The organism is Sulfuracidifex tepidarius, assembly GCF_008326425.1.
Taxonomy (GTDB): domain Archaea; phylum Thermoproteota; class Thermoprotei_A; order Sulfolobales; family Sulfolobaceae; genus Sulfuracidifex; species Sulfuracidifex tepidarius.
Genome location: NZ_AP018929.1, coordinates 333,413 through 358,172, shown reverse-complemented (window position 1 = coordinate 358,172; position 24,760 = coordinate 333,413). Strand labels below are relative to the sequence as shown.

Here is a 24,760-nt window from a genome sequence, read left to right as displayed (position 1 = left end):
ATTCACCCTTGTTTCACTTCTCTTCTTAAGATCTAGAGAGAAATTTAAGTTAGCAAATTTTATAATAGAATTATAACAAACTATTTTTGAAAAAATGAAAGTTTAGATCAACCTTCACTTGGTTCACACAGACATGGGGAAACCTCACTTGAAGTTTCCCTTGGAATGCTCTATCTTAGACTTGAACCCTTCGAACATGGTTCTAGCTTCGGGCTTTACCTTGTGAGACTTCAGGAACTTCTCTATTTCCTCTTTCAGCGACAATGCCTTTGTGAACATTTCCCTGTCCTGAAACGCGATGGCGTTCTGCAAGTAGGACATCCCCAACATAGACGCTAAATGCACGTACCTCTCGGGCTCCTCCTCCTTGTCCACCTTTGAAAGCTTCTTCTCCATCTCCTTAAGGAAAGAGTTGGATATAACTGTCTTGTTATCAATGTAAGTCTTCGTCGAGAAAGAAGGAGTTAAACCTTTTGAGACCAGGAATTTCCTCATTACAGCTGACAGGAGTGAGAACGACATTATCAAGGAAACCGTGTAGAGCATCAGGGAATAGTCCTCCTCGAGCCCCGCGAAGGAGGCCATGTCCTCAACTACCAACGATATGAGGAGAGAGGGAATCGCAACCATCAGTAAGGTATAGCTGAACCATTTGCTCCACGACATGTTTCTCAAGGATTTTCGCCCACTAGAGTTTATGTGTGTCTTCAAAGTTTAAAAAAACTGACTTTCTTCAATTATCTAGAAAAAGTTCATAAATAGTTAAATAAAAGGTATATGAGAATTTTGTGAAACGTAATGATTCAAATGTTCCCGCTAACAGTTCGTGATTTTCGTTTAAGGTCTCTTCTTTTTGTCAGGAGATATACTCGCAGGACTGAGAGAAGATGGTAGTGTCTCCATGTTCTTAAGACCAATGCTATTCATCTTCTAGGTTCTAAAAAATGCCTCTGTAAATGAGATGAGAAATATCTCTGAACGGTCTTCATACCAACGAAGTAAAGAAAGACGACCATGGGCATGGGGAAAGAAAAAGAAGGAAAGAAAAAAGGGACTTTTCCCGTCCCTTATCAGTAGGGGTTTTCAATTACCTCGCTTAGAGGAGCTGCTACTTCCTCTAAGCTCTTCCTCTCAGCCTTAACGCCGAACGCTATCTCCACAACTCCTGCAGCTGCCATCAGGATAGCGCCCACTAAGTAGCCGTAAAACACGTTCACCGGGCTTCCCGACCCTATCAGAGCACCGAATATGGAGGGAGCTGCTACTCCTCCTATTGCGGTTCCGACGGCATAGAACAACGCTATTGCCATAGCCCTTATCTCGAGAGGGAACACTTCACTGACAGTGAGGTAAGCTGAGCTGGCTCCAGCTGAAGCGAAGAAGAATATCACTACCCAAGCTAAAGTCTGAGTGATGGCACTTAACACTCCTATCATGAAGAGGTATCCCGTGATTGCTAGGAGTACACCCGAGAAGATGTAAGTGAACGCTATCATGGGCTTTCTACCGAAGGTGTCGAAGAGCTTCCCTATCAGAAGAGGTCCCACGAAGTTCCCTATAGCAAACGGGAATATGTACAACCCGGTCTGGTCTACAGGGACACCGTAAAACTTGGATAGTAGGAGAGCGTAGGTGAAGAATATTGCGTTGTACAGGAAAGCTTGTCCTGCCATCAGCCAGAGCCCCAGCACTGCTCTCTTCGGGTATCTGCCGAATACTGAATGGAACACCGTCCCGAAGCCCACGCTTCCTATCGGGTTTATCTCCAGCGTCTTGTTGGGCTCTTCAAGCTCCTTCCCTGTCTGATGACTCACTTTGTTCTCTATCTCAGATACTACCTCCTTCGCTTCCTCCTCCCTTCCGTGCACGAGGAGCCACCTCGGGCTCTCCGGCAGATATCTCCTTATGAGGAGGACTGCGAGGCCCAGGGAAGCCCCTACAGCGAAGGACAGACGCCAGCCCAAGTCGATGGGGAAGAACGCCGGGTTCAGCAGGTAGAGGGACAGAGCCGAACCTACCATTGTTCCTACCCACCAGCTCCCGTTTATTGCGAGGTCGACCCATCCTCTCACCCTAGCGGGTATCAGCTCGTCGATTGCTGAGTTTATTGCTGAGTACTCTCCTCCTATCCCGAGACCCGTTATTATCCTGAACACGGCGATGCTGGCGAAGTTGAAGGAGAACGCTGACAGCACCGTCCCCACTATGTAGGTTCCCAAGGTGATCATGAAGAGCCTCTTCCTCCCGTACTTGTCGGTGAGGTAGGAGAAAACGATAGCTCCCACGACTGCCCCTATTAAGTAGGCAGTACCCAGGAAACCTGCCTCAAATGACGACAGTGCCAGCGTAGTGGGCTTCTGCAACACGTCGCTGATTACGCCCACAATTGTGACCTCCAGACCGTCAAGGATCCACGTTATCCCTAGAGCCACGACCACGAGCACGTGCCACCTCGACCAAGGTAGACGATCCAACCTGAACGGAATGTCTGTCTTAGTTTTACCGTTAGACACGATTCACACCGAGTAATATATAGTGTTACATATGATTTAAACTTTCATGAATTAGTAAGAGTTAGTTTAAATAGTATGCGATAAATTAAATTAGCTTTCTATTCTATTATAAGTTTTTATTAGGCAAGAGGATTTTAGATTAATTGAAAAATAGGTGACCTTGTCTTTCACATGTTCCTCTTTGTCTCCTTGATTCTCGGTGTCTCCCAGTGAAAACGATTTAGAAAGTGAAGTTTACCTCATCGCTTTCGACGTAGCTCGCAAAAGTTAACATAGGTGACCTCTGTTAGGCTCTTCTTTAGGATGTCATTAAAGAGACAAAATAATAACTTGGAAGAGCCGATAAGTCACATGAAAAATTATCAACAAGGAAGGGAAAAACGTTCCGAAGAAAGGGAATCCGAAGAAGTCAGGGAATATACGTCAATCTTGTGCCGGGGGTATTCTGTGATACTTTTCGGTTCCAGGGCTAGAAATACGAACGGACCTGAAAGCGACTATGACCTACTTGTAATAGGTAAGAGATGCCCTCCTACGCCTTCCTCTAGTGCTGTAGACATTCATTTCGTAGATCTCTCCTCCTTGGAAAGGTGTGTAAGGGATTTCGACTTGGTAGTAATAGACGCTTTTTATGATGGTAAGTTGATTTGCGATCCTCTCAAAGTGGGTGGAGTAAGAAAATTAGTAATGAAAAGAGTAGAGGGACTCATAAGGACAGAAAACGGATGGGAGACTGTGTAGTGTCTCGGTTTCACACTGCCTTACTTAAATATCGAGAGAGATGAAGACAAGGACGCTTGCCAAAGTGACACCGAAAATTCGGATTCACTCTCCCTTTTTAGGTCTCTTCACTGCTATTATGCCTGCCAAGTTTACTCCCACGAATAGAATAAATATCAAGACCTTCACAGGAAGGGAGATCCCTCCTCCTTTCACGCTAACGTTACTCTCGTCAACGCTGGCCTTGGATACACGAGTTGAGCTACTGGACGAAGCGTTTGAAATGGGGTTGACGGTGACGTTAGAAGAGAAGTACATAGGTTCGCATTTGGTTCCGTTCCTCAAGTAAACCGTTTCCGGTGAGGGAAGGTAAAACACCCTCGAGACTACACCGTCTATCATGACGGGAGCAGAGAAGACCACTCTGATTTCCCTCCCGCTGAAGGAATGGTTGAAGAAGCAGAACGGAGCCACGCTTCCCAGCGAGGTGGAGTTCACGAATGGTATTCCGTCCGCATACCAGAGGCTTCCAGGAGGGAAGGTGAAGAAGGTACCGTTTACTACCACAACGCTATAGTTATAGAGCTCCTGAACTCCGGCGTCCCCATGGGTGACCCAGACCTTCCCGTCATAGAAAGTAGCTGACCCATTCTCAGCGCTCTCTCCCGTGATTTGATACCCACTGAAGGCGACCGGAGGTACGTACCACTTCCCGTTCCACTCGAAGTACTCTCTGATCGACACGTTGAAACCCTTCCCTAGAGTAGAAGTGAGCGAGTTCCCGTATCCGCCTATGACCGTACCTGCGTTCCTACCTACGTAAACCACAGACGTCAGAGGGACGTCCACCACACGGGTCACTTTGGAGGACCATGTGAAATTAGAGAACATGAAAGTTATTTCCAGCTTCCCTGACTCGTTGTCCCACGTCGTGGTCAAGTTGAACGTGTTCCCCTCTACCCTTTGATAACTCGTCACATAGTTCCCGTTCTCTTCTATGCTAGTCTCCCAGCACGTTTCACCTAGGTAGTAATAGACCACGTTCTGTACGAAAAGGTAAGTCCCATCAGCGTTAAGGCAAGTGTTCTCCTGTATCGATATTGGAGGAGACCCAGGGGATACGGAGCAATTATACACATTGATTATGGATTGTATTCCGTTCATGTATACGTATCCGAACTCATAACCGTAGTCCGTACTGTTGCTCACAGTCCCAGTTAACGTTATCAAGGAGGTTAGGATTAAGATGTCCATCAAAAGAGATCTTAACACAAGGAATATCTCGTTGTAGTTCTATATATATTGGAGACATCTGACTTCCTCCCCGCCACGGCGAGGGTTCCCCTCATCGATTCGAGTTTACATCTCTCATTTGAGGGACAGACGAGAGGGTCAGAGAACCCCTATTTAGGTTCATGATCGCAATAACGTCACGGTCGTTCTCATAACCACAAGCACACCTAGACCAACGATATCCTTTCTCCTCCATCCTTTTCCTACTTTTAGGGCATGAAACGGAAGAGTAACTGGGATTCACGAATTCTACGACCGCCACGCTTCTCAGCTTGCCACTCAACCCAATATTGAATCCTACGATATTGCATCAAATACAACCTATCCCCGATCAAGTGGTAGTTTGTTAACACGTTTAATCAGGTTCTTGAGGTTCTCTCTAACTTAATAACGTTGGCACCGAAATCCTCAGCAACCTCAACAACCCACTTTCCCACTTTTCTAGCATCCTCCGTAATCCTCTTAGCCTTTTGATGAAGAGAACGAATCCTGTGAAGAATCCTCTCGTTCTCCCTCCACCTCTTTGGGTTAATTCTTTTGAAGGTTTTCAGCTGAAGACTTCCACTGGTGAACCTCGTGAAGGCGAGTCGGAATCCTGACGTAGTGTGTATCGTCCTTGCCAACAACTATTTCGTTCATATTGATATCAACAGCAACGCTTGATTTAGCTTCGACTTCCTCTTTCGGTCTCTCAAAAACGACCTTGAGGAAAGCCTTATCATGGTTAACCACTAGCCTAGCCTCCTTCATCCTCCAACTCATGTAGTCCTTGAGGTTCCTGGGATAACCCAGTGGTAGTTTTCACCAACACTCGCTATCCTAACAGTCATGTTATCGAAGTCCACGCTATAGCTCGCTCTAGGGTAGCCACACTGTAGGTTTGTACACTCTCGGGAAACGTCCTCTTCTCGGGTTGTTGTACCAACCCTTGTACGTCGCTAGAGCATCCCTATAACAGTCCTCAGCAACCTTTGAAGGTAGGTCGTATTCCTCTCTTAACTTCGTGTATAACTCCTCGTGGACTTTTCCTAACACTCCCTTCTCTTCCGGATTTCTCACGTTCTCCTTCAACCAAAATAACGAAAAACGTATTGCTTTCACGTAGTTGTTCACGAGGGCTAGGAGGGGTTCAGAGAGAGCGATCTTCATAGAAACAGTAGCTCTGATCGCTTTAACCCTCCCAGCCATTAAAAAAAGAATTTCGAAAAAAACTAATATTTAAACAAAGGGGACTATCCATCCCCTCCCTCAAGGAAGGGGTCTTCCGCCCCCTTTGAACCCCCATTAAGATAAGTCATAACTTTTTTCCATTCTCACTTTTCTATCCTAAGTAGCGCATAAAATGCCAGTAAACTAATTGTATCGTGTATATATAGCTAGACCAAGTGACATTCTATCCTCATTTGAAAGGAGATCTACACCGTTTTCCTGATACCAAGAGAGAACTATACCCATTACCTCTTCAGGTGTACAACCGGGGTTTCTTTGATATATCCCAATATCATCTGTGTAATCGGGTCGTCTGGTAGTCTGTATATTACCCCGTTTTGTGTCGATTTCAATATAGGTCTAGGATTATCAGGGTCGTTATCGAGTCTCTGATAAGTAATATACAACCTCCACTTTTTTCTATTCATAATAATTCCACTTTCTGCATAAGTCTTTCCCATTAAAAGTGTCCCGTCGGGTAGTTTTATCTCGTCCGGGTACTGTATCTTGCTGGATCTGGTAAATCAACTATTTGTTCCATATTTCTATTTTTAGAATTTAAAGATATAAGGATTTCTGCTGTTTTCAATTTTAATCACCTCAGCTTATCATCCTCTGTATAATCATTCTTATCCTGTCCTTAACTGCTGATATCTCTACTACTACCTCATCATCGCCTAATTCCTCTAAACTGAAACTGAGGATTTCATCAAGCTGGAAGTAGATACGTAATAGTTTAACTAATTCTTCTAAATTCTTCTGAGTCTGCAGGACTTCAGTCATATCATCTCTCCCCACCTCGCAATGTCTTCTTCTATCCTCATCAGCTCCTCTTTAGCCTTCATTACCTCTTCTCTAACCTTCTCATCAGAAGCTACTGACTGTTTTAGTGTTTCAATGTGCCAGCAATGTCTTCTAAATGTATATCCCTCGCAGTCACAACCACTTTTCATAACTTTCATAGTTAGGGGATCCAATACTACTCTGGTATAATGAACTAGGTTAGCCTTGGACTTACTTTGTATATCTGCTGAAATAACAATCCCTTCTCCCAATGTGTAAAAAACTGAGGTTCTCTCTACATAACTTTTGGGGATTTGGGTGGAAATCGTGTTTGTTCTGTGTAATGTTATACATTACACAATATTTAAATTTTTCTGTGCAACTTTAAACAGAACACAGTATACGGGCCATTATACTTTTTTAAGTGGCGTATCCAAACTATTACTTATGAAAAAGATGCAAATCAAAATAATAGAGCCAGAGACCGATGAGATTATTGTAATTAATAATAGTGAAGAATTACATAAGCTGTTCGAAGAGCTTAAGAAAGAGAGTGATGTTATTCATCGTAAGCAGATTCCCTCCTAGTGATTCTCCATACATGAATTTCCTTATTTATCATTGTCAAAAGAGACAAGTATTCTTATGTCTCTCCCGACTCTTATCCTATAAATATCCCTATTTTTGTTATCTTTCCATCCTTCTAATTTCTTCATATTAAGCTCATTTAGTTCCATCTTAGTAAGCTTATCCAAAGTTTCCTCTATTCTATCTAATTCACCACGCTGAAAGTCTCTCGCTAGTTTTTTCATTTTAATATGAAATACTACTTTCCACTATTCAGTCATTAGCCCGCACTTTCTTAACTAATTCCTCTATTTCTATAACTCTTTTAGCTACTTCTTTTCCGAGTTCTGTTAAACTAATTAGCCTCCTGTAAGGGAAAACGTTCTCCCTTTCCTCTTTTATCAGCTTAAGTTCCGCTAACTCCTCTAACGCCCTCTTTATACTCCCACTATTAGTATCTGTCTTCTCTACTAATTCCCTTACAGTTAAACCCCGATTTTCCCTTCCTAATACTATTAAAACTCTCTGGGCGACTTCGCTTAATGCAAACGGCTTTTCACTTGTCATGCTAACCACTACATGATACTTTCAGCCTACTCTTCATATAATGTTATGTAATTTGTAATGTGAAACGAGATACAGAAAGATTTAAATATCGTGTAAGGTATAACATTACACCATAAATATGACAGTAGAAAGAGATCCAAAAGGAATCCCTATGTATAAAATCCTCGCTTTTCTAAAGAAAAAGAAGGAAGCTAAAACAATAGCTGAAATTAGTGAAGAGGCAGATATACAATACCGTTAGGGATAATATATACAAATTATTAGCACTAGGAGCGATAGAGACCAAAGATGGAAAATATGTAATTACTGAGAAAGGTAAGCAAATGCTGGACGAGTTCATTAAGGAAATTGAAAGGTTAAAGGAGACGGTGAATGTATAATGGCTAGGTTCATATCTAGGACTAAGCTTAACATAGACTATATTAAGGAAGTCGAAGATTATAAAGCCCTTATTCCAGAAAATAATCAATACGAGGAATTAAAGAAGGCTATAAAAGAGCATGGCTTTCTATTTCCAGTTATTGTAAATAAGAACGGCGAATTGCTAGACGGTTATACGAGGCTCAGAATTGCTAGAGAATTAGGAATAGCGGAAATCCCAGCCGAGGTCTACGAGACAAGCGGGAGGGAGGAAGAACTTGATATCATTGCAAGCTTGAACTTAAAGAGGAAGCACTTAACTAAGGACGAGCTAGTACTACTAAATGATAAAATTCATGAAATGAAAAAGAGACTGAAAAAAGATAATATAGATGAACAAAATCGTAGCACTAGTGCTACAATATCTACAGTAGATTCTGAAAATATTTCAGCAAGGCAAGAATCCAGGGAGATAAAGGAAGAACTGAAGAAACTAGTACCAGACGTTCAGATAAATAATATAGTAACAATGATCTTTTCTTCCTCCTCCTACTTATCTACGCTCTATCTCTCCACATTTCCTTGAGAAGAATTCCTCTTCCCGTATTAAGAATTATATACATTTTTAAAAAATTTTCCTTTCCTTGTTATTATGAGAGAATAAAGGTAAAAAAGACGTCTCATATCTGCTCTTTCCTTACGCTAACTTCACTCTGGTCTCCCCTTCGTAGACGTATATTCCCTGCTCGTCCTGCGTTCTCTTATGGCTACCGTCGCAGTAAGGCTTGTTCCTCGAAAGCCCACACCCACAGACGTAAAAAACCTCCCCGTTGGAAGCCTTCACTTGATACGGACCTCTTTCCTCGTGTTTTACGAACCTTGCCATGCACTTACTGTACTATGTAAAGTATTTAAGCTACTTGTATAGTAGAATAAATGACATGGCGTTTAATCAACAAGATGGAAACGAGGAAATCTGTCCTGTAGTTTCAGCAATAGAGTCTGTCGGTACGGAAGCCAGACTTCTCGTGCTTCATTACCTCTTCGACGGTGAGAAGGGCTTCAACGAGCTCCTGCGTGCTACCAAATTGAGCTCCAAGACTCTCTCCCTTACCCTCAAGTTCTTAGAGTCCAAGAGCATAGTAGAGAGGGAAGTGGTGAGCACTAGGCCGTTCAAGGTGATGTATAGACTCACTGAGAAAGGTTACGATCTGAAACCTGTCTTCGACGAGTTAGGCAGATGGGGAAGGAAGTGGGGAGATTCTCTCTTGTGAGAGCATGAGATTATGTATGAAACTGAAACATTTGGGCGGAGAAGTCCCTTCCCACTATAACTATTACGTACAGTCTGCGTTCTACAACAAGATGCCACAGATCATATCTCAGACCATTCACGACAAAGGATTCGAACAAGGACCTAGAAGGTTCAAATTGTTCACCTTCTCTAGACTGTTGGGAGACTTCCAGAGGAAGGACAGAACCCTGGTCTTTAAGTCCGACGCGTCCCTCTGTTTCTCCTCTCCAGTGGAGTTAATCGTGACTTCCTTAGCTAAGGAATTTATGGATAACCCCCGCTTCAGGGTGGGGAAAGGCGAGTTCGTGGTGGAAAGCGTCAAGGTAAGCGAGAGTAAGGTCGAGGAAGGAGTGTTCTATACTCTCTCCCCCGTCACGGTCTACAAACACGCTCAAGGGATAAAGTACCTGTCCCCTTATCAAATAGAATTTCAACACTTAGTGTCGTTAAACGCTGAGAGGAAGTTGATGAGCCTTCAAAAGCCCAAACCTACGACACCTCTCAAGGTGGTCACGCTGGAAGCTGAGAGCGTTAAAGTGTCCTATAAGAACAATAGTGTCATGGCGTGGAAAGGGAAGTTCAAGTTGAGCGGTCCATTGTCTCTTATAAAAATAGTATATGAAGCTGGTTTGGGAAGCAAGAACAGCCAAGGTTTCGGAATGATAGAGAAGGAGGGTGTAAGTGTAAGGGAGTGAAGAGAGCTGAAAAATAGGATTTGACATAAAATTGTGAAGTTGAGAGATCTGAAGACTCTTCGACGTGTCGTTTCAAATCGTCTTTACGACTAACGGGTGGATAGGAGGTTTTTTTCCTATGATCAGGCAATATCAATTTTCCTCAGACAGTTCACTATATTTTTAGTTAGTTTCTAAACTAATCTTCACAGTGTTATTGAACTTCATTACAAATATAGTAAATAAAAAATTTAGTTGAAAAATGGAAGAAGAGATCTTTAGGTGAAAAGAAAAATGATAACATTTACCGCACCCATGTGGGTGGGTCTCCTCATAGGCTTCATAATAGGAGGAGCTGCAGAAGCCTGGGGCATCTCCAACCCAGAGACCCTGATCAGGCTAGCTAAGTGGGAGGACAGACTGTTCTTGGACTGCATCCTCATAGGTTTCGCTATTGCGACCCCAGTAATATTTGGACTTTACGCTGCAGGCGTGGGTTTCCACTGGTCTCCTAAGCCCCTCTATGTCATAGGGGTTGGGCTAGGGGGAGTCCTTTTCGGTGCCGGCTTAGCGATTTCTGGATATTTCCCTGGTTCCATATGGATGGCCCTCGGAGAAGGAAGGAGGGACGCTATATACGCTGTTCTGGGTGCCATTCTAGGCGCAGCAACATGGACTATCATTTACCAGACACCTGCCGGTTATTGGTTGATTCACACACTGAACTTCGGTAGCGTTGTAATAGGGGGAGAGAAAGTATCAACTTACGTGATCCAACCTTTCGCTGGATTGACTAGGATTGATTTATTCCTCATATCCCTAGTTTACGCCGCGGCTCTGTTCACAATAGCTTACTATATGCCGAGATACAAGGGAGGAGCGAGATCGTGCTTGAGAGCTAACGTAGAAAAGAGGATGACTCCATTAGAAGTTCAGAAACACATGGACACAGCTGAGTACTTAACCGACGGAGGTTTGCCTTACGGGGAGAAGACTATCGCAAAGAAGGTGAACGAGTACTACGCTACTGAGGACAACGTGACTAGATGGTTCATGATATCTGTTGCGGGTGTAGTTGGACTTACTGTCGTTTTAGAGATGTTCCTTCACCAGATATTCGGGGAGTCAACCACCATGTCTTGGCTCGCAGGACAGCTCTTCCTCCCTGACTACAAGTACAGCGAGATAGTGTTCAAGGGTATAGGATGGGAACCTTTCAGTGATATCGGAACGTTGATGGGGGCTTTCTTCGCGTCAATCTTCATCACTAGGAGGTTCACCTCGTTCAGGAACATCATTCCTCCAAGCTGGGCAGCGAAGTTCGGAAATAACCAAGCCGTGAGGTTCTTGGGATCCTTCGGAGGAGCTTACTTGATGTTGCTAGGGGCCAGAATGGCAGGTGGATGTGCGTCTGGACACATACTCAGTGGAGGAATACAGATGGCCCTCAGCGGATGGGAGTTCGCATTTGCGGTCTTCGCAGCAATGCTGTTAGTTGCACACTTCCTTTATAGGTGATCGGAATGGCGATCTCTCAGGACAGATTGGAACGCATGGACAGAGCTTTCAAGGTCATATTTCTGATAGCTTTCCTGTTGCAAATAGCCTTAGCTGCATGGGTAACTAACGACTCCGCTACAGCTCCTTTGACAGGAGCTCAAGTAGCCACAGTGGGGTTAATTACGGTGATGCTGTTGGTGATAGCAGCTGCTGTCTATAGTCAGTTTCCGGAGTCTAGACTTGGCAAACCTAAATGAAAAAGACGTGATGTTTACCTATATTTATCCCATCATGTTCATTCTAATCCTTTTTTTCTTTCTCCTTTCCTTTTTCGCTTAACAATCTCCCATGTTTTCTTTCTCCAATTCATATATGCATTCCACATCGTCTGTCTTACCTCATCACTAGACTCTCGCGACCTCTCTTTCAAATACCATAAATATCATAAAGATCGGACTTTCTTAAACCACTCTATTTCTAGAAAACATTTTCTTTTTGAGGCTAGAAATAAAACGAAAAGAGTTTTTTAGGTTAGTTCGAAACGACTTTTATGAACACCCAAGTTAACGAGGGCGTCCTGTTCTCAACGAGTTATGAGGAGGCCATCAATAGAGCTCTCTCTCAGGTCTCAGGGTTCAGAGCTAAGCCCGTATTACAGGATTGCTCAGCTACTCTTTTCCCTCTTTACGCCTATAAGGTGACCCTTGAATACGACTTCCCTAATGACAAGAGAACGAGAACTCTTACAACAACACTTTACTTAAACAGTGAGGGGGAGGAAGTGAAAGTTAAGGGAGACCCCTCATTTGAGGTCCCGTTCTCGGTGAAGTATGTTAACCAAGGAGCTCCGCCAGAGCCCAAGGTGATAGAGACAGCTAAGAGGGAGATACCTTCTTCTGCCGAACTTCTCAGTTCGAAAATAGAGGAAATGAAACAGCTTTGGTATCCATCCTCCTTTACGTTCCTCTTCTCTGTGGGGATAACAACTGCCGAGGTGAACGTTAATGGTCAAACCAAGGTGAACATAGCCCCGTTGAAAAGGGACAGCGTATTTTCGTTGGTTAAGTCAGAGTTTAACTTAGATGACGAGTCAAAAATAGAGATAAAGGACAGGGGAGACGGTTACGTTGTGACTTATTCAGACGAAAACTGGAACGGGATCCTTGAGCTGAACAAGGTCGGAGTTATCGTCTCCAAGGAGCTGAAGATCACGGAGAGGCATGCGGTATCTATAGTTGAGAAGAAGGTGAACGGAAGGGCACTTCTCACCAAGGGTGAGTTCATCGTATACGCCGAGGACAACACTACTCTCTACAAGTGTAAGGTTGATCCACACACGGGGGACGCCTCATGTGAAAGGATCGGAATTCCTTCCGCAAAGGTGAAGGAGGATGCCCAAACTTTCTTCCTCAACAACATGCTCTCGAACCCGAGTGTAATTAACGTTGAATTCAGTGAGAAAGGATGGAACGTGAAAGGTTCAGGTGAGACGGGGGTAATGGAGTTCATCGTGAAACACGATGGAAGTTCGGTGAAACCTAAGTTCATCAATGTAAACGAGAAGTTCGGGGAATTATGGGGAAGAAAAGAGTTCCCTGGGTGCGAGGTGAAATCAACTCTAATGAAAGACTCTATCCAAGTCTCTGTCAGCGACGGAAACATGGATCACGTAGTCGTGCTGTCGTTGGAAGGGAAAGTGAAGGAAAGGAGGGACTCCATCACCGACTCTTACGCTGTTAAGCTAGCATACAAGACCATGGGGCAAGTGTCAGGATGTTCTGAAAAGGTAGTCAGAAGAGACCACGTCATAGTGGATCTTCTTTGTAATGGAAAACATCACTTGGTGAAGTTATCCGAAGAGGGAGAGGTCAAGGGAACATTAGACGTGGTTGATGTGTCGTCCTTGATAGGAGCGCAAAAGTTCAACCATGTAATTTCAGCCGGATACAAAGACAAAGGCGTCGTAGTGAAAGTGGAGGAAGATAACGAGTTCAGGTATATTCTATTCTCCCCTCAAGGTGAAAAACTGAAGGAAGATACTTGTAGTAAGGGGTTCCTCTCTAAGGTTAAGTGTGTGAAACAAGAACTTGAATACAGGCCTTCCACCCAAGACCCGGTAGACATTATTGACTAATTTTATCCTTTTTTATTGAAGAAAAAGAGATTTGGGTAAAACCTTTTTAAGTCTATCCCTTCGATAGGCTTAATGGACAGTAAGACAGTAGGTCTTTCAATAGTAATTGTGATTCTATTGATAATAGCAGCAGTGGGATTTTTTGAATACTCCACTGTGCAGTCCCAATATTCCTCAGTTTCTTCCTCATATTCTTCAGCGTCACAAGCCCAGTCTTCCCTGAGCAAGGCTTTATCTCAGGCATCTGCTAACGAATCGTACTACATGAAGCTGGCCCAAGGGAACTACTCTAAGTATCAGGCCCTGCAGGGGAACTACAGCTCTCTCCAGAGTAAGTACCAAAGCTTAATGCAGATGTACATGGCTCTCTCCCATGAAGGCAAGAGTCCCTTGACGCCGGTGTTTGAATTCCTGGACGGAGTAGCTATAGAGTCCCCTTCAGACGTAACTCCGTTCCTGTCTAGCAACTTCACCGCCACAGTGAAGGGAACCCCGTTCCCTGGTGAATACGACTTCAATACCTTTAACTCCACTTGGCTTTCAGACTTCTTTAGCCAGTACGAGACTGTCTACTTCTACACCACCGCATTGCCTACAGTCACATCCTCCGGGTCTACATACTACGTGAGTGCTGTAGTCCAGTACTTCGTAGCTCCTTCCTCCGACCCAGTTTACCTTCAAGTCTTCAACGCCTCAGTGACGTTCACAATAGCTGAGGTCAACGGAGCCTTGTTGATAACCTCCTTACAATGGAACGGAAATGAGATACCGCCTTCAGCGGTCATAGCGGGATATCCTTCACAGCACGACCTACAGGAGAACCAAGTGACCTCCACCGTGCTGTCACAGATCAACGCTCTGGGTGCAGAGTTCCCAGCTAACGTCATAGCCTCCTCCTTCTCCCCTGACGCTACCTTGCAGATAAACGGACAGCTACCCGCGGGTCTGAAGAACGGGACTTACAGCGGATTATCCTCTATAGAGAATTTCTTCACGTCCTGGGACAACTACTTCATCTTCGCGGCAGAATACTCGCAGAACTTGTTGCCCAACGGTACTGCAGTGACGCCTAGTGTGAGCGTACAGCTGTCTCCTCAACAAGCAAACGCTACGTTCTACGCTAACGTAACTCCGTTCCTACTCTTCGTGAACAAAGGGGAACCGACTTACCCCGCGATATACGACCTCCACGTGTCTTTGAAGGCTGAACTAGTGTACAACTCAACTACCTCCTCCTGGGAGATAACTAACGAAGTGTGGAACGTCACTCCAGTCAGTACTCAGAGCGACACACTTTACTACAACCTCAATACGCCTACATTCAACGTGGCAAAGGAGACTACAGTGACAGTTAACGCGTCAAAGGGTGCTGTAGTCCAGGCAGGCAATTTAGTGAGCGTCCTGAAGCCAGGGACGTATGCTGAATTGCCCAACGGAAGTCTCGAGTCCACGTATAACTTCTCGTTGATCCTGATGAGCGTGAACGCGGTATACTCTCCTCCGGGGACTAACCTGACTCCGACTTACGCATTTGCTTTCGCTATAAACGGACATATCTCCCCCGCTTACTCTCTAGTTAACGCGTCCAAGTCTCCATCAGCAGTAGTGACATTCGTCTACGCCCCAGACACATGGACGAGCTGGACTTGGTTCGGAGGGACGTTCAACGGAACGACTTACACTGGAGGGCAATACAAGTTCCCCGACCACTGGGTATACGGAGACAACATGATGGTGAATATCCAGTTCTTCAAGCCCGTCATATGGATTTTCGAGTCCTCTAACACGCCAGTAGTGACTCCTCCAATGCCCGTGATAGCGTCGGTGAAGCCGACGTTCAACCTGACTACCCTCAATGCCTACACATACCAGGTGAACGGAACAGTGGGAGGCGTGATAAACGCTGGAAACATAATGGTCGTGATACCTCCAGGGACATATGTGAACACGACGTCGGGTCAGTTGAAGGTGTACAACTTCTCCGTAGTCTACTACTCGGTGCAAGGGATTAAGGACGCCCCTGACGGGGAAGTACCGTTCATAGCCTTCGCTTATGCTGTAAACGGTGTAGTGAGCTTCCAGTACTCAGCGACAAACCACTTCATAACCTTAGTCATGACTCCCGACATGAACGCTCAGATGTGGACTTACGGTCAGTCTGGCTACCTATTCCAGGATCCAATCCTATTGGGCAACGGAGTAATGATAAACCTGACATTCTTTAAGCCAGTACCTTGGGTAATAACTTTACCAGAGCTGAACATGTCTACAACTACCAGTTCAACGACTACAAGCGGAAGTGGAAGCGGAGGGTATTACTAAGAGATATTATTTAAAAGCAAACTTTCGTTTTTTCTCCTATCTACTTTTTTTCTTTTTGAACCTCTATTATACTTCTTCAAATAAACTGAACTCAGAATGGACACATGAACGACCATAAACGTGTTGTATTTCACTTTTCTAATTACTATTTACTCTATATTAATTAACAATTAAAAGTACAAACTACATATATATTATCTAGATGAACTTAATTAGTGAAACATTACTAACTCGATGATTGCCTTAGCTATGTCATTTTAGCGTCCTAAAGCTGTTATATCTAATAATCTTTTCTATACCTTATGTATATATCCATTTTTACCTATGGAATTGTATTCCACAACTTTTATGTTAAGGTTTGGAGTTCAAATCCATGTAAGGCTTACAGAGGTCGCTGAGGAATCCGTGGTAGGTCTGAGCTATTACCTATTATAGATTTCCTGAAAGGGCTTTTCGATAATCAGACACTATTTTCTTTTATACCTAAATTATGAATAACTTTTAAATTAACAAAGAAAAGAGTAAGCTAATATGAATAAACTCGTAATTATCGGAGTGCTGATCCTGTTGATAGCTGCGGCTTCTCTGATAATTGTAATGCCGCATTATCATGGAGGTTCAACTTCATCTTCCTCTAAACCTGACCAGAGCTCGACAGTGTCAAACGGCACGTCCCAATATAACGTGACTTCTATCCCCATGTACCAGTTCGTTAAGGTAAGCAATCAGGACTACGCTCCAGCGGGAAAGGTTGAAGTAATAGAACAATCCTGGGTAGGATGTCCCGTCGGAGCTACTGCATCGTGGGCCATATACGGTGCTCTCGCACATTTCGGTAAGTTCACTTACTACAACCACACCTCAGACCCGTTCGACAAGGTAGCCTCTAACATACCTGGCTTAATATTCCTTAATTTCACGCCTAATTCCACCATTCTCTTCAAGGTAGTGTATGTATACAATGAATACCTCAACGCAAGCGCGACTCTGAGTAACGGTACTTACGTCTCAGGCGTTCCCATACTGACGAGTCAACTCGTGTACAAAGGAGAGGCTATACTAAACGATAGCCTCTCCTCTGACATAGCTTCCCTGTTTATCAAATATGAAACCGAAGTACCGGTGAAAGGTTACCATAACGCCTCTGCATACATAGTCAAACCTCCCCACCTCAACTTCGGGTTGATAGTTACCGGTCCGAACGGTACTTGGGTAATGACTACTCCAATGATCAATCCAACCTACCTTCAAGGGATGTCAGTGCAAGGAGTGTGGGAACAACTAAACAACGGAGGAGGGAACTTAACTGAGATAGTCAACGCAGCCAACTACCTTGAAAGGGTCATCTCAATGGCTTCCTCTTCCTCAGCTCCAGAAGTGAGCTGCTTCTAACGAGCAAAGGAGGGGAAAGAAAATACTTCATTTTTTAAGTGAACCTTTTTATTCTACGCAAATACATACTTACTATAGGTAGGAATGTTATCTATTGACTATATATATATGGACGAAGGGCTGACCTTTGTTTCAATCGTGTATTTTCTGATAATCTTCATCTACGGGAGAAAGCCTGTGACTGCGAAGAAACTCGGGAAGTACCACGCAAAAGACGTTACTGTGGTGATCCCAGTTTACAGGGAGGACGAGTCGACCTTCCTGGAAACAGTGAAGTCTGTGGCGAAGCAAGGTGTGAAATTCATCGTAGTAGGAGATGGTTGTTCCTTCCCTTACAAGGAAATCACTAAGTCGCTGGGCGGGGAGTTCATCGAAATCCCGCATTCCGGAAAGAAGGTTGCAGTATCCAGGGGAGTAAGAGAGGTGAAGACTCCACTTATCATGTTGTTGGACAGCGACACAGTAATTGAGGAAAACGGGATAGAGGAGCTGGCGTCGAGGTTCGATGATGAAACAGGGGGAATAACGCCCAACGTTGAGGTCATGCATTCCCCTAATTCTATAGTCTACTTTTCATCAAGGGTCATGGACTTCTTCAGGAAGATAAACGCCAGAGTTCTACAGAAGAACGGTGGTCTGATGGTCCTTAACGGGCAGTGCTCCATGTACAGAACCGACGCCGTGTCTCAGTTCATAAATTCAGAAGAATTCTTAAAGCCCAAGGAAGGGTTCTACGGTGATGACAGGGAGATCACAATGTTCCTGAAATCCAGAGGTCTCAAAGTGAAGATGGAGGAAAGTGTGAGGGCTCTCACAGCACCTCCGTCAAACTTGAAGGACCTCATCAACCAAATGACGAGGTGGTTCAAGGCTGGGTACTACTATTACGTGAAAGAAATTGAGGAGAGGACCACGAGGAACCCAGTGTACTTTTACGTCCTCACTTACTGGTACTTGTTACCAGTGCTGGTTCTAGCTGAGAATTCTATCCTAACCATGGATTTCTCCCTCCATTTCCTCAGGATCTTGGATCACGTGATGGAGAGACAACAGTTTGGGATACCCTTACTGAACGACGTATTTGCATTCAGGAGAGCTATGTTGATAGCACTGCTCCACGGGATAAGGCTAATGAGAAATGTAGATCTCTTCCAATTCAATACTACTATAAAGACCGTGTATAGCTTGATGGAAGTATCCATGCTCCTGTCCATGTCGTATTCCATGAAGATTAAATCAAAAGAAGTGATTTACTCCTTGGTCGCTTTCCCACTTATGTTCATAACCTCCATGTTAGCAATGTTTTCGTTGATAGGAAAGGAGAGCTTTAAGCAGTTGAAAACTCTATTCATTTAGCTTCCATAATTTTTATCGCGTATCAGTCAACTTCCTTTTGAAGTTTGACTTTACCCTCCACCAAGTTCTTAGGGAAAGGCAGGTTCCATTTCTTAACCTCTATCCTTTGGACTCTAGCCCCCTGAGAGACTGCCCTCTCTATTCCCTCCTCGAAATCGTCCTCTGTAGTTGCATACATCACGTTCTTTAACACGGAAGATACTTCCTTATCGTTAGTCCTAAAATGTTCTGCCTTCTGAGCTATCCACTTATCTCCCTTGTTATACACTACCGCCACGTCCTGGAGGTACCCTGCTATTACATGGGGAATCCCTACTATATACACTTCCTTTACCTTACAGACATCCATAAAAAATAGAGTCAAGCTCGGTTAATAAGTGAATATCTCAAGAAGGGTCGTACTCTATCACCTCTTTTCGGGTTCCAGCATTGACGTTAACTACCAAACACGTGTAAAAAATTTTTCATCTTAGAAAAATAAATTATAGTCATGAAACCACACTCATGCTAAGTTTAAATTATTTAAACAGTATATACTCAGTCATGCTCTCAAGGAAACAACTGGCTTTACTCTCTGTAGGAACGTCCCTTTCGTTCTGGGATATATTTAACGTTCCTTACATAATCGATTATTCTGCTCAACAGTTCCACGTGCCTTCTTCCTCTCCCGTAGCTAACCTACCTTTGACTACGGAGATGATAGGGTACTTTCTGGGAGGTGCTACTAACGGGCTGGTCTCAACGTACCTCGGAAGGAAGAAGGGGTTAGTTTTAACAATGCTGATAATCGCAATAGGTTCCCTGATCGGGCTTTCATCTCAGGACTTCCTGGAGTTATCCATAGCGGAACTACTCATTGGGTTTGGCATAGAGGGGGAGGTCGCTGTGATACCCTCTTACGTGAGCGAGATGACGTCAGCTTCGTTCAGGGGCAGGGCGGTTGGACTTGTAAACCTAGGTGGTTTCCTGATGACACTGGTGGTCGGGCCAGTAGCGATCTTCCTCGGAAGTGGTTACTGGAGACTGCTCTTCCTCGCGGGGCTTTCCATGGCCTTGTTCTCGGCGGTGTTCAGGGTTACCTTACCCGAGAGCGAGAGATGGAACAAGACAAGGGGTGAGAAGGTCAGAATAAGCAAGTCCATCATTTATTTCACTCTAGTGTGGTTCTTCAGCTACTTTGCCGGATATTCCTTGTTCTCAGGGACTATTTTCTCGATCATAGATGGGAAAGGCTTCGTTAACTCTTCCCTTTACTTCACTTACATTCTGTACGGCGATCCGCTAGGTGTTACTCTGTCCTCAATTCTTAACGACAGGATAGAGAGGAAATGGTCTTCGTCCTTTAGCAACGTTCTAAGCGGAGTTGCTATCCTCTCCTGGGCTTTCCTCTCAGGGTTGCCCTTCCTGGTTGCTGGCTTCATTTCCATGTTCTTCCAAGGGTTCAAGTTCCCCACGATGTACGCTTACACGTCAGAGAACTTGAACACTAGGGTAAGGAGCTTGGGAATGGGAATAGCTGACGGAATAGGTCATTTAGGCGGTGCCGTGGGACCTCTCCTAGTTTCCCTGGCATACAGCACGTCACCGTATTACGCAATAGCGTTAATGGGTCTGGTCTCAATGATCTCGGGGTTCATGCTCGTCAAAGGCAGGAAGGTCAACGGGAAGGAGCTTGAGGCGATAACTGAGGAAGTGAAGGAAGCAGAGTTCGATCATTAAAGGGAAGACTTGTTACTATTTTTATTTTCTTGCTATTATTATCATTGTGATCATAGTTACTATTGTTATTATTTTCTATATTATAATAACAATTTTATAATAACAGCTCTTTTCTCATTTTCACGCCTTCTCCCTTTTTAGTTGAACAAGTATAGATGGGAGAAAAAATCATTTTGTGTGTAGAAATATAGATAGAAGAGAGGAACATGTCTCTTGTTATTATGCACTCACACGCACTAGATTTTTCCCTCCTTCTTATCCCCTCTACTGTTACCTTCCTTTCCTCCAGTCCGTCCTAGGTAAGATCGCTCCTTTATACCTCGATAGTCTATCCTTGTAAGGCAGCAAGTCCTCTATCATGAACTTCACCTCGTCTTGCATCTTCTTCACTGGAGTTGCCCCCAGGGAAGGCAGAACTTTGCTCTCCACGTCATATTCATGTTGTTCGGCCTCTACCCTAGGGTTCTTAACATGTTCTATTTCAACTGACATACCTAGGTCTTCTCCAGCCTTCTTCACCATCTCCGCTATCTGGTTCACCGAGTATACCTCGTGTATCTGATTCACAACGCGGTATCCCTCTGGAGGGTTCTCAAGGAGAGCCGTTAACGCCCTCATACTGTCCTCGAGGGAAAGGAATCCTCTCCTCTGTTCTCCCTTGCCGTAAGGAGTGAGAGGCATACCTAGCACAGCCTCGACACAGAACCTGTTCACTACAGTCCCCCACACCTCATCGAAGTCGAACCTAGTCCTAACTCCCTCGCTCTTTATTTCTTCAGTCCTCGTTCCGTAAACCGGGCCTTGCATTATGTCGGTGACTCTGGACAGCACGTTTAAGTCCTTCAGCGACCAGTAAAGCAAGTAAGTATCGAACACCTTGCTCCAGTGGTAGTAACTCCCTCCTTTCTTGGGGAACATGACCTCCCCTTTCTTCCCTTTTATCTCAACTTCTACCTCGGGGGACTCAAGAATGGGGTAAGAAGGTGTTCCGTACTCTCCCATGGTTCCCATTTTCAGGAAATGTATGTCTGGGTTGACCTTTGAGATCGCGTATATCAGGTTGATGGTCCCTCTCACGTTGTTCTCAACGGTGTGTACTGCGTGATAAACGTCTATCATGGAGTACGGAGCGGACCTCTGCTCAGCGAAGTCCACCACTGCGTCGGGTTTAAACTCCCTTATCATGTCCTCAACGAACTCGTAGTCGCGTACGTCCCCTGTCTGAAAGGAAACCTCCACGTCGGACTCCTTCTTTGCGTTCTCAACCCTCTTGTCTGGTAACGGAAGGGGAAAGGCCGAGTCGGAGCCTACCTCTGTGACAGCTCTCCTGGTGAAAAGGTTATCAACTATTAAGACTTCATGCCCTCTGGAAGCTAACCTCAATGACAGCGGCCATCCTAAATAACCATCTCCTCCGAAAACTATTACCTTCATGAGTTATTGATTGTACACTAGCTTAAAAATGAAAGGTATTTTTGCATGGAAATACTCGAGGGAATCAAAAGGACTCTGTTTGTTCTATTGTTCTATGCCGTTATCAGATAAAAAACTGTTCTGAAGTCTCATATTGTTCACTTTAATATTTACAGACCTCTCAGTTAAGTATCCAAATCCTCTATTTTTACCGTGAAATCTAATTTTAATGACCTAATAATTTACGTAAGCTAGTTAAAGAGCTTTTCTAGCCATATTCATGATAAGATACTTTTTCAATGTCCAAGACATTTCCTTTGCATGGCAAAAAATATCCTCATCATGATAAACTCGGGTAAAGACCAGAAAGCCAAAGTGTTAGCTGGTCTAAACCTAGCAGTAGTAGGGAAACAGAAACACCTTTTTGATGACATAAAGGTCATGTTCTTCGGTCCTAGTGAACAAATGATAGCTGAGAACGACAAGGAGATCATGGATATGATCAAGAACTTCTCAGATCTAGGGGAGAAACCAATGGCGTGCCAAGTAGTTGGAGATAGTATGAAGATAACTGATAAGTTAAAGCAAGTTCAAACACTCAATGTGACAATGATAGGACCAGTCCTAGCTGATTTAGTGTCTAAGGGATACGAAGTACTTAACTTCTAAGAAACTTTTTTCATTAGCTTTTTCTCCTCATTTAGTATTGTGTGGATTTTTCCTTTACTATTTTTCTCTAACCCTCCCGATTCCATCTTTTTGCAAACTTTCACCAACGTCTCTCTTTCCATGACTTATAAGCTGGCTGACACTACATGTCACCAGGTCTAGGTCAGCCGACCAAGTCTCTCATCATTTCGTCAATTAGAAACTTAATTCCTTCCATGCTAATTCCTTCCTTCATGTAAGAGGGCTCCCTCCATTCCTTTCCCTTCCTTAACTCGTCGTCCCCGTCTTTACCGCGGAGGAGGAGGATTACCCCGTAAACTGTGTGCAAAAGAGGAGAGTAAGGATCGAGTGAGACTGCCCTCTTAGCCTCGTCCTCTGCTTTATCAAGCTCTCCCCTCATAGCGTAAGAGATAGACAGTCCTACAACGTATGGTAGAAAATTCTCGTTTCCCTTCATGGAGCTCGATCTCCCTGAAACTATCTCGAGGAAGTTAGCTATTACGTCAGCCCTCTCGTCTTTCACCTCCCTGAGCAACTTTATTGCCCCGTCCATGTCTCCACGCCTCACCATGATCTGTGCTTTCTTGAGATATGCATTAAGGGACGGTGAAGAGCTCAGCAAAGAATCTACTATTTCCTCTGCCTTGTTCACGTCTCCCGACTCCTCGAAAATCTCGGCTTCCTCCACCAAGACTTCAGGGTCCTCTACCTTTTTGAGCGCTTCTATTGCCTCTTCCCTTTTCCCCATCTTAAGGTAAGTCCAAGCTATTTCGTGGTAGAGCCTCTTCCTGTTCTCCATACCCATGGACTCGGCTTCTTTGAAACAGGAAATAGCTCCGATGGGGTCCCCTGTCTCTCTGAGGCAAATGCCTTTCAAGAATTCCAGCTCTGCCGACTTCTCCTCTTTCTCTTCCCTTAGAATCAAGGGTAGAGCTACGTCGTATTTCCCGTAATAGACCAGATCCTCTATATATGCAATGTCCATGCAAATTAATCTATTTACATGCTATATAATATCATTTGATGATGAGAGATCATATGTAGTTGCGTATTTTTGATTAGGACAACCTATATTAATTTTTGTTTTTGCACTTTTCTTTATAACGACCTTCTTCCTTCCTAGAACGCATCATCAGTGTGTTAAAAGGGTTTCAACTCTTGAGTGGGGTATCAGTTTCGGCTACAGGCTCGGGGATAAACAAGTTGTCTTATTTAAAGATCTCCTTCATCTCTCAACTATTCCCTTTGAGGCATGTAAACCTAATCGTAACATGATCTCCTCAGCGAAAGTCATTGATTTTACAAAGAAGTGCACAAGGAAGCGCTCCGGATTGAATCTCCCATTACAGCTAAATTTTAAGAACCCATAGAGATAAATTATAGTCAGAGCAGAAAGGTACTCATGGACAAGACATTCAACGGAGTTAATGTTAACCTCCAAGCCTTGGCTCAAAGCATAGATTTTTATCTGCAGGGAAAAGGCTACCACACTCAGAACTTCGTAAGCGGGAACTCTGCCGTGGTTCAAGCTAAGAAGACCGGGATCCTGAGGACTATATTTGGAGCTAATAGGGCTTTCACCGTAAGGATGAGCAGTGGGATGGGATCTTTGAACGTCAACATAGGTTTAGCTGACTGGATAGTAGGCACTGACGTGGCAGAAGACGTTATAGCGTACCTAGTCTTAACCCCTCTTGCTGTAGTCGAGGGAATTGAAGAGATTTGGAACTTGGAGATAGAGAGACAAGTTATGAGTGAAATAGAAAGGCTTGTGTATTCTGGACAGGTAAACATGTACGGCAATAACCCTTACGGCAGCAATCAGCAGTTCAATAACCCTTACGGTTACGGAACTCAAAACCCTTATCAGCAGCCTTATCAGCAAAACCCTTATCAACCATCCTATCAACAGCCATACCGTCAGTCAACATGCCCTTCATGCTCATCTCCTTTACCACCTAATGCTAGGTTCTGTCCATCCTGCGGGTACAGGCTCTTCTAACGCTATTTATATGCATTTTTCTTTTTTCATTAATTTGATGATGATTTTGTAATCGAGAGAAATAGAGTAAAGTTCTGTTTTCTTTTCCTTCTATGTATCTCTATTTTATAAATTAAATGAGTAAAGAAAGGCATATACATTGATTCATTCATTAAATTAAGGGAAAAATCTTTAGGCTTAGAGATAAATAAAGTCGTCCTACACATTTTAAAAAGAAAGGGAAAAATGATATGAGATCTTTCCTCTCTATGTTTTCAAGAAAGAAAAGTCTTC

The 24,760-nt window shown here is 44.0% G+C and carries 26 protein-coding genes and 1 pseudogene; 14 read left to right on the top strand and 13 right to left on the bottom strand.

The genetic code is table 11. The features are described from left to right. Nucleotides 1-144: 144 nt before the first annotated feature. Together IC007_RS01740 and IC007_RS01735 are read right to left on the bottom strand one after the other, a co-directional pair. Nucleotides 145-675, bottom strand: a complete 531-nt coding sequence (locus IC007_RS01740) for a hypothetical protein (RefSeq protein ID WP_149528256.1) — start codon at nucleotides 673-675, stop codon at nucleotides 145-147. A 395-nt stretch (nucleotides 676-1,070) separates the two neighbouring features. After that, the gene (locus tag IC007_RS01735) at nucleotides 1,071-2,513 is read right to left on the bottom strand and encodes an MFS transporter (protein ID WP_232048968.1); all 1,443 of its coding nucleotides are present in this window, start codon (nucleotides 2,511-2,513) and stop codon (nucleotides 1,071-1,073) included. A gap of 351 nt (nucleotides 2,514-2,864) precedes the next feature. On the opposite strand from IC007_RS01735, the gene IC007_RS01730 reads away from it, so the two are divergent. Then, the gene (locus IC007_RS01730; protein WP_054846855.1) at nucleotides 2,865-3,254 is read left to right on the top strand and encodes a nucleotidyltransferase domain-containing protein; all 390 of its coding nucleotides are present in this window, start codon (nucleotides 2,865-2,867) and stop codon (nucleotides 3,252-3,254) included. Nucleotides 3,255-3,338: 84 nt separating this feature from the next. Here IC007_RS01730 and IC007_RS01725 read toward each other — a convergent pair whose 3' ends face one another. From IC007_RS01725 to IC007_RS01695, 7 genes and pseudogenes are all read right to left on the bottom strand, one after another. Further along, nucleotides 3,339-4,487, bottom strand: a complete 1,149-nt coding sequence (locus IC007_RS01725; RefSeq protein WP_054846847.1) for a hypothetical protein — start codon at nucleotides 4,485-4,487, stop codon at nucleotides 3,339-3,341. A 91-nt stretch (nucleotides 4,488-4,578) separates the two neighbouring features. Beyond that, a pseudogene (locus IC007_RS01720) lies at nucleotides 4,579-5,714 on the bottom strand (IS200/IS605 family accessory protein TnpB-related protein). 266 nt (nucleotides 5,715-5,980) lie between these two features. Beyond that, on the bottom strand, nucleotides 5,981-6,163 hold the full coding sequence (locus IC007_RS13635) for a hypothetical protein (protein ID WP_232048967.1): 183 nt from the start codon (nucleotides 6,161-6,163) through the stop codon (nucleotides 5,981-5,983). A gap of 172 nt (nucleotides 6,164-6,335) precedes the next feature. Continuing rightward, nucleotides 6,336-6,518: a hypothetical protein gene (locus IC007_RS01710; protein WP_054846342.1), complete on the bottom strand. Its 183-nt coding sequence runs from the start codon at nucleotides 6,516-6,518 to the stop codon at nucleotides 6,336-6,338. Next, nucleotides 6,515-6,790: an SWIM zinc finger family protein gene (locus IC007_RS01705; RefSeq protein ID WP_370685800.1), complete on the bottom strand. Its 276-nt coding sequence runs from the start codon at nucleotides 6,788-6,790 to the stop codon at nucleotides 6,515-6,517. The genes IC007_RS01710 and IC007_RS01705 overlap by 4 nt, the downstream gene beginning before the upstream one ends. 339 nt (nucleotides 6,791-7,129) lie before the next feature. Continuing rightward, nucleotides 7,130-7,330, bottom strand: coding sequence for a hypothetical protein (locus tag IC007_RS01700; protein WP_232048966.1), 201 nt, complete (start codon nucleotides 7,328-7,330; stop codon nucleotides 7,130-7,132). A gap of 28 nt (nucleotides 7,331-7,358) precedes the next feature. After that, nucleotides 7,359-7,652, bottom strand: coding sequence for a helix-turn-helix domain-containing protein (locus IC007_RS01695; protein WP_054846341.1), 294 nt, complete (start codon nucleotides 7,650-7,652; stop codon nucleotides 7,359-7,361). A gap of 212 nt (nucleotides 7,653-7,864) precedes the next feature. Here IC007_RS01695 and IC007_RS13630 point away from each other — a divergent pair, with 212 nt between their 5' ends. Together IC007_RS13630 and IC007_RS01685 are read left to right on the top strand one after the other, a co-directional pair. Continuing rightward, on the top strand, nucleotides 7,865-8,032 hold the full coding sequence (locus IC007_RS13630; RefSeq protein ID WP_232048965.1) for a winged helix-turn-helix domain-containing protein: 168 nt from the start codon (nucleotides 7,865-7,867) through the stop codon (nucleotides 8,030-8,032). Continuing rightward, a complete protein-coding gene (locus IC007_RS01685) occupies nucleotides 8,032-8,598 on the top strand; it encodes a ParB N-terminal domain-containing protein (protein WP_232048964.1) in 567 nt (188 codons plus the stop codon). The genes IC007_RS13630 and IC007_RS01685 overlap by 1 nt, the downstream gene beginning before the upstream one ends. A gap of 111 nt (nucleotides 8,599-8,709) precedes the next feature. On the opposite strand, the gene IC007_RS01680 is transcribed toward IC007_RS01685, so the two are convergent. After that, complete coding sequence (locus IC007_RS01680; RefSeq protein WP_149528254.1) at nucleotides 8,710-8,898, bottom strand: CDGSH iron-sulfur domain-containing protein; 189 nt, start codon at nucleotides 8,896-8,898, stop codon at nucleotides 8,710-8,712. Nucleotides 8,899-8,953: 55 nt separating this feature from the next. Here IC007_RS01680 and IC007_RS01675 point away from each other — a divergent pair, with 55 nt between their 5' ends. From IC007_RS01675 to IC007_RS01640, 8 genes are all read left to right on the top strand, one after another. Then, complete coding sequence (locus IC007_RS01675) at nucleotides 8,954-9,286, top strand: winged helix-turn-helix transcriptional regulator (RefSeq protein WP_054846340.1); 333 nt, start codon at nucleotides 8,954-8,956, stop codon at nucleotides 9,284-9,286. 16 nt (nucleotides 9,287-9,302) lie between these two features. Then, on the top strand, nucleotides 9,303-10,001 hold the full coding sequence (gene cas6 / locus IC007_RS01670; protein WP_054846333.1) for a CRISPR-associated endoribonuclease Cas6: 699 nt from the start codon (nucleotides 9,303-9,305) through the stop codon (nucleotides 9,999-10,001). A 273-nt stretch (nucleotides 10,002-10,274) separates the two neighbouring features. Beyond that, nucleotides 10,275-11,498, top strand: a complete 1,224-nt coding sequence (locus IC007_RS01665) for a YeeE/YedE thiosulfate transporter family protein (RefSeq protein ID WP_054846339.1) — start codon at nucleotides 10,275-10,277, stop codon at nucleotides 11,496-11,498. Between the two features lie 5 nt (nucleotides 11,499-11,503). Continuing rightward, the gene (locus IC007_RS01660; protein ID WP_232048963.1) at nucleotides 11,504-11,737 is read left to right on the top strand and encodes a hypothetical protein; all 234 of its coding nucleotides are present in this window, start codon (nucleotides 11,504-11,506) and stop codon (nucleotides 11,735-11,737) included. Nucleotides 11,738-12,030: 293 nt separating this feature from the next. Next, nucleotides 12,031-13,614 carry a hypothetical protein gene (locus IC007_RS01655; RefSeq protein ID WP_149528253.1) on the top strand — a complete coding sequence of 528 codons (1,584 nt, stop codon included), beginning with the start codon at nucleotides 12,031-12,033 and terminating at the stop codon, nucleotides 13,612-13,614. Nucleotides 13,615-13,686: 72 nt separating this feature from the next. After that, complete coding sequence (locus IC007_RS01650; RefSeq protein WP_054846330.1) at nucleotides 13,687-15,936, top strand: hypothetical protein; 2,250 nt, start codon at nucleotides 13,687-13,689, stop codon at nucleotides 15,934-15,936. 531 nt (nucleotides 15,937-16,467) lie between these two features. Next, nucleotides 16,468-17,328 carry a DUF929 domain-containing protein gene (locus tag IC007_RS01645; protein WP_054846329.1) on the top strand — a complete coding sequence of 287 codons (861 nt, stop codon included), beginning with the start codon at nucleotides 16,468-16,470 and terminating at the stop codon, nucleotides 17,326-17,328. A gap of 108 nt (nucleotides 17,329-17,436) precedes the next feature. Beyond that, nucleotides 17,437-18,684 (top strand): glycosyltransferase, encoded by a 1,248-nt coding sequence (locus tag IC007_RS01640; RefSeq protein WP_162205005.1) that lies wholly within the window; start codon nucleotides 17,437-17,439, stop codon nucleotides 18,682-18,684. A 22-nt stretch (nucleotides 18,685-18,706) separates the two neighbouring features. Here the strand turns inward: IC007_RS01640 and IC007_RS01635 are convergent, their stop codons facing one another. Continuing rightward, the gene (locus IC007_RS01635; protein WP_054846327.1) at nucleotides 18,707-19,033 is read right to left on the bottom strand and encodes a hypothetical protein; all 327 of its coding nucleotides are present in this window, start codon (nucleotides 19,031-19,033) and stop codon (nucleotides 18,707-18,709) included. Nucleotides 19,034-19,227: 194 nt separating this feature from the next. Here IC007_RS01635 and IC007_RS01630 point away from each other — a divergent pair, with 194 nt between their 5' ends. Continuing rightward, complete coding sequence (locus IC007_RS01630; RefSeq protein ID WP_054846326.1) at nucleotides 19,228-20,403, top strand: MFS transporter; 1,176 nt, start codon at nucleotides 19,228-19,230, stop codon at nucleotides 20,401-20,403. A 270-nt stretch (nucleotides 20,404-20,673) separates the two neighbouring features. Here IC007_RS01630 and agl3 read toward each other — a convergent pair whose 3' ends face one another. After that, complete coding sequence (agl3, locus tag IC007_RS01625; protein WP_054846325.1) at nucleotides 20,674-21,837, bottom strand: UDP-sulfoquinovose synthase; 1,164 nt, start codon at nucleotides 21,835-21,837, stop codon at nucleotides 20,674-20,676. Nucleotides 21,838-22,137: 300 nt separating this feature from the next. Between agl3 and IC007_RS01620 the strand changes: the two genes are divergently transcribed. After that, nucleotides 22,138-22,485, top strand: coding sequence for a DsrE family protein (locus IC007_RS01620; RefSeq protein ID WP_054846324.1), 348 nt, complete (start codon nucleotides 22,138-22,140; stop codon nucleotides 22,483-22,485). A gap of 163 nt (nucleotides 22,486-22,648) precedes the next feature. Here the strand turns inward: IC007_RS01620 and IC007_RS01615 are convergent, their stop codons facing one another. After that, nucleotides 22,649-23,470 carry a tetratricopeptide repeat protein gene (locus IC007_RS01615; RefSeq protein WP_054846323.1) on the bottom strand — a complete coding sequence of 274 codons (822 nt, stop codon included), beginning with the start codon at nucleotides 23,468-23,470 and terminating at the stop codon, nucleotides 22,649-22,651. A 417-nt stretch (nucleotides 23,471-23,887) separates the two neighbouring features. Here IC007_RS01615 and IC007_RS01610 point away from each other — a divergent pair, with 417 nt between their 5' ends. After that, the gene (locus IC007_RS01610; RefSeq protein ID WP_054846322.1) at nucleotides 23,888-24,487 is read left to right on the top strand and encodes a zinc ribbon domain-containing protein; all 600 of its coding nucleotides are present in this window, start codon (nucleotides 23,888-23,890) and stop codon (nucleotides 24,485-24,487) included. Nucleotides 24,488-24,760: the final 273 nt, after the last annotated feature.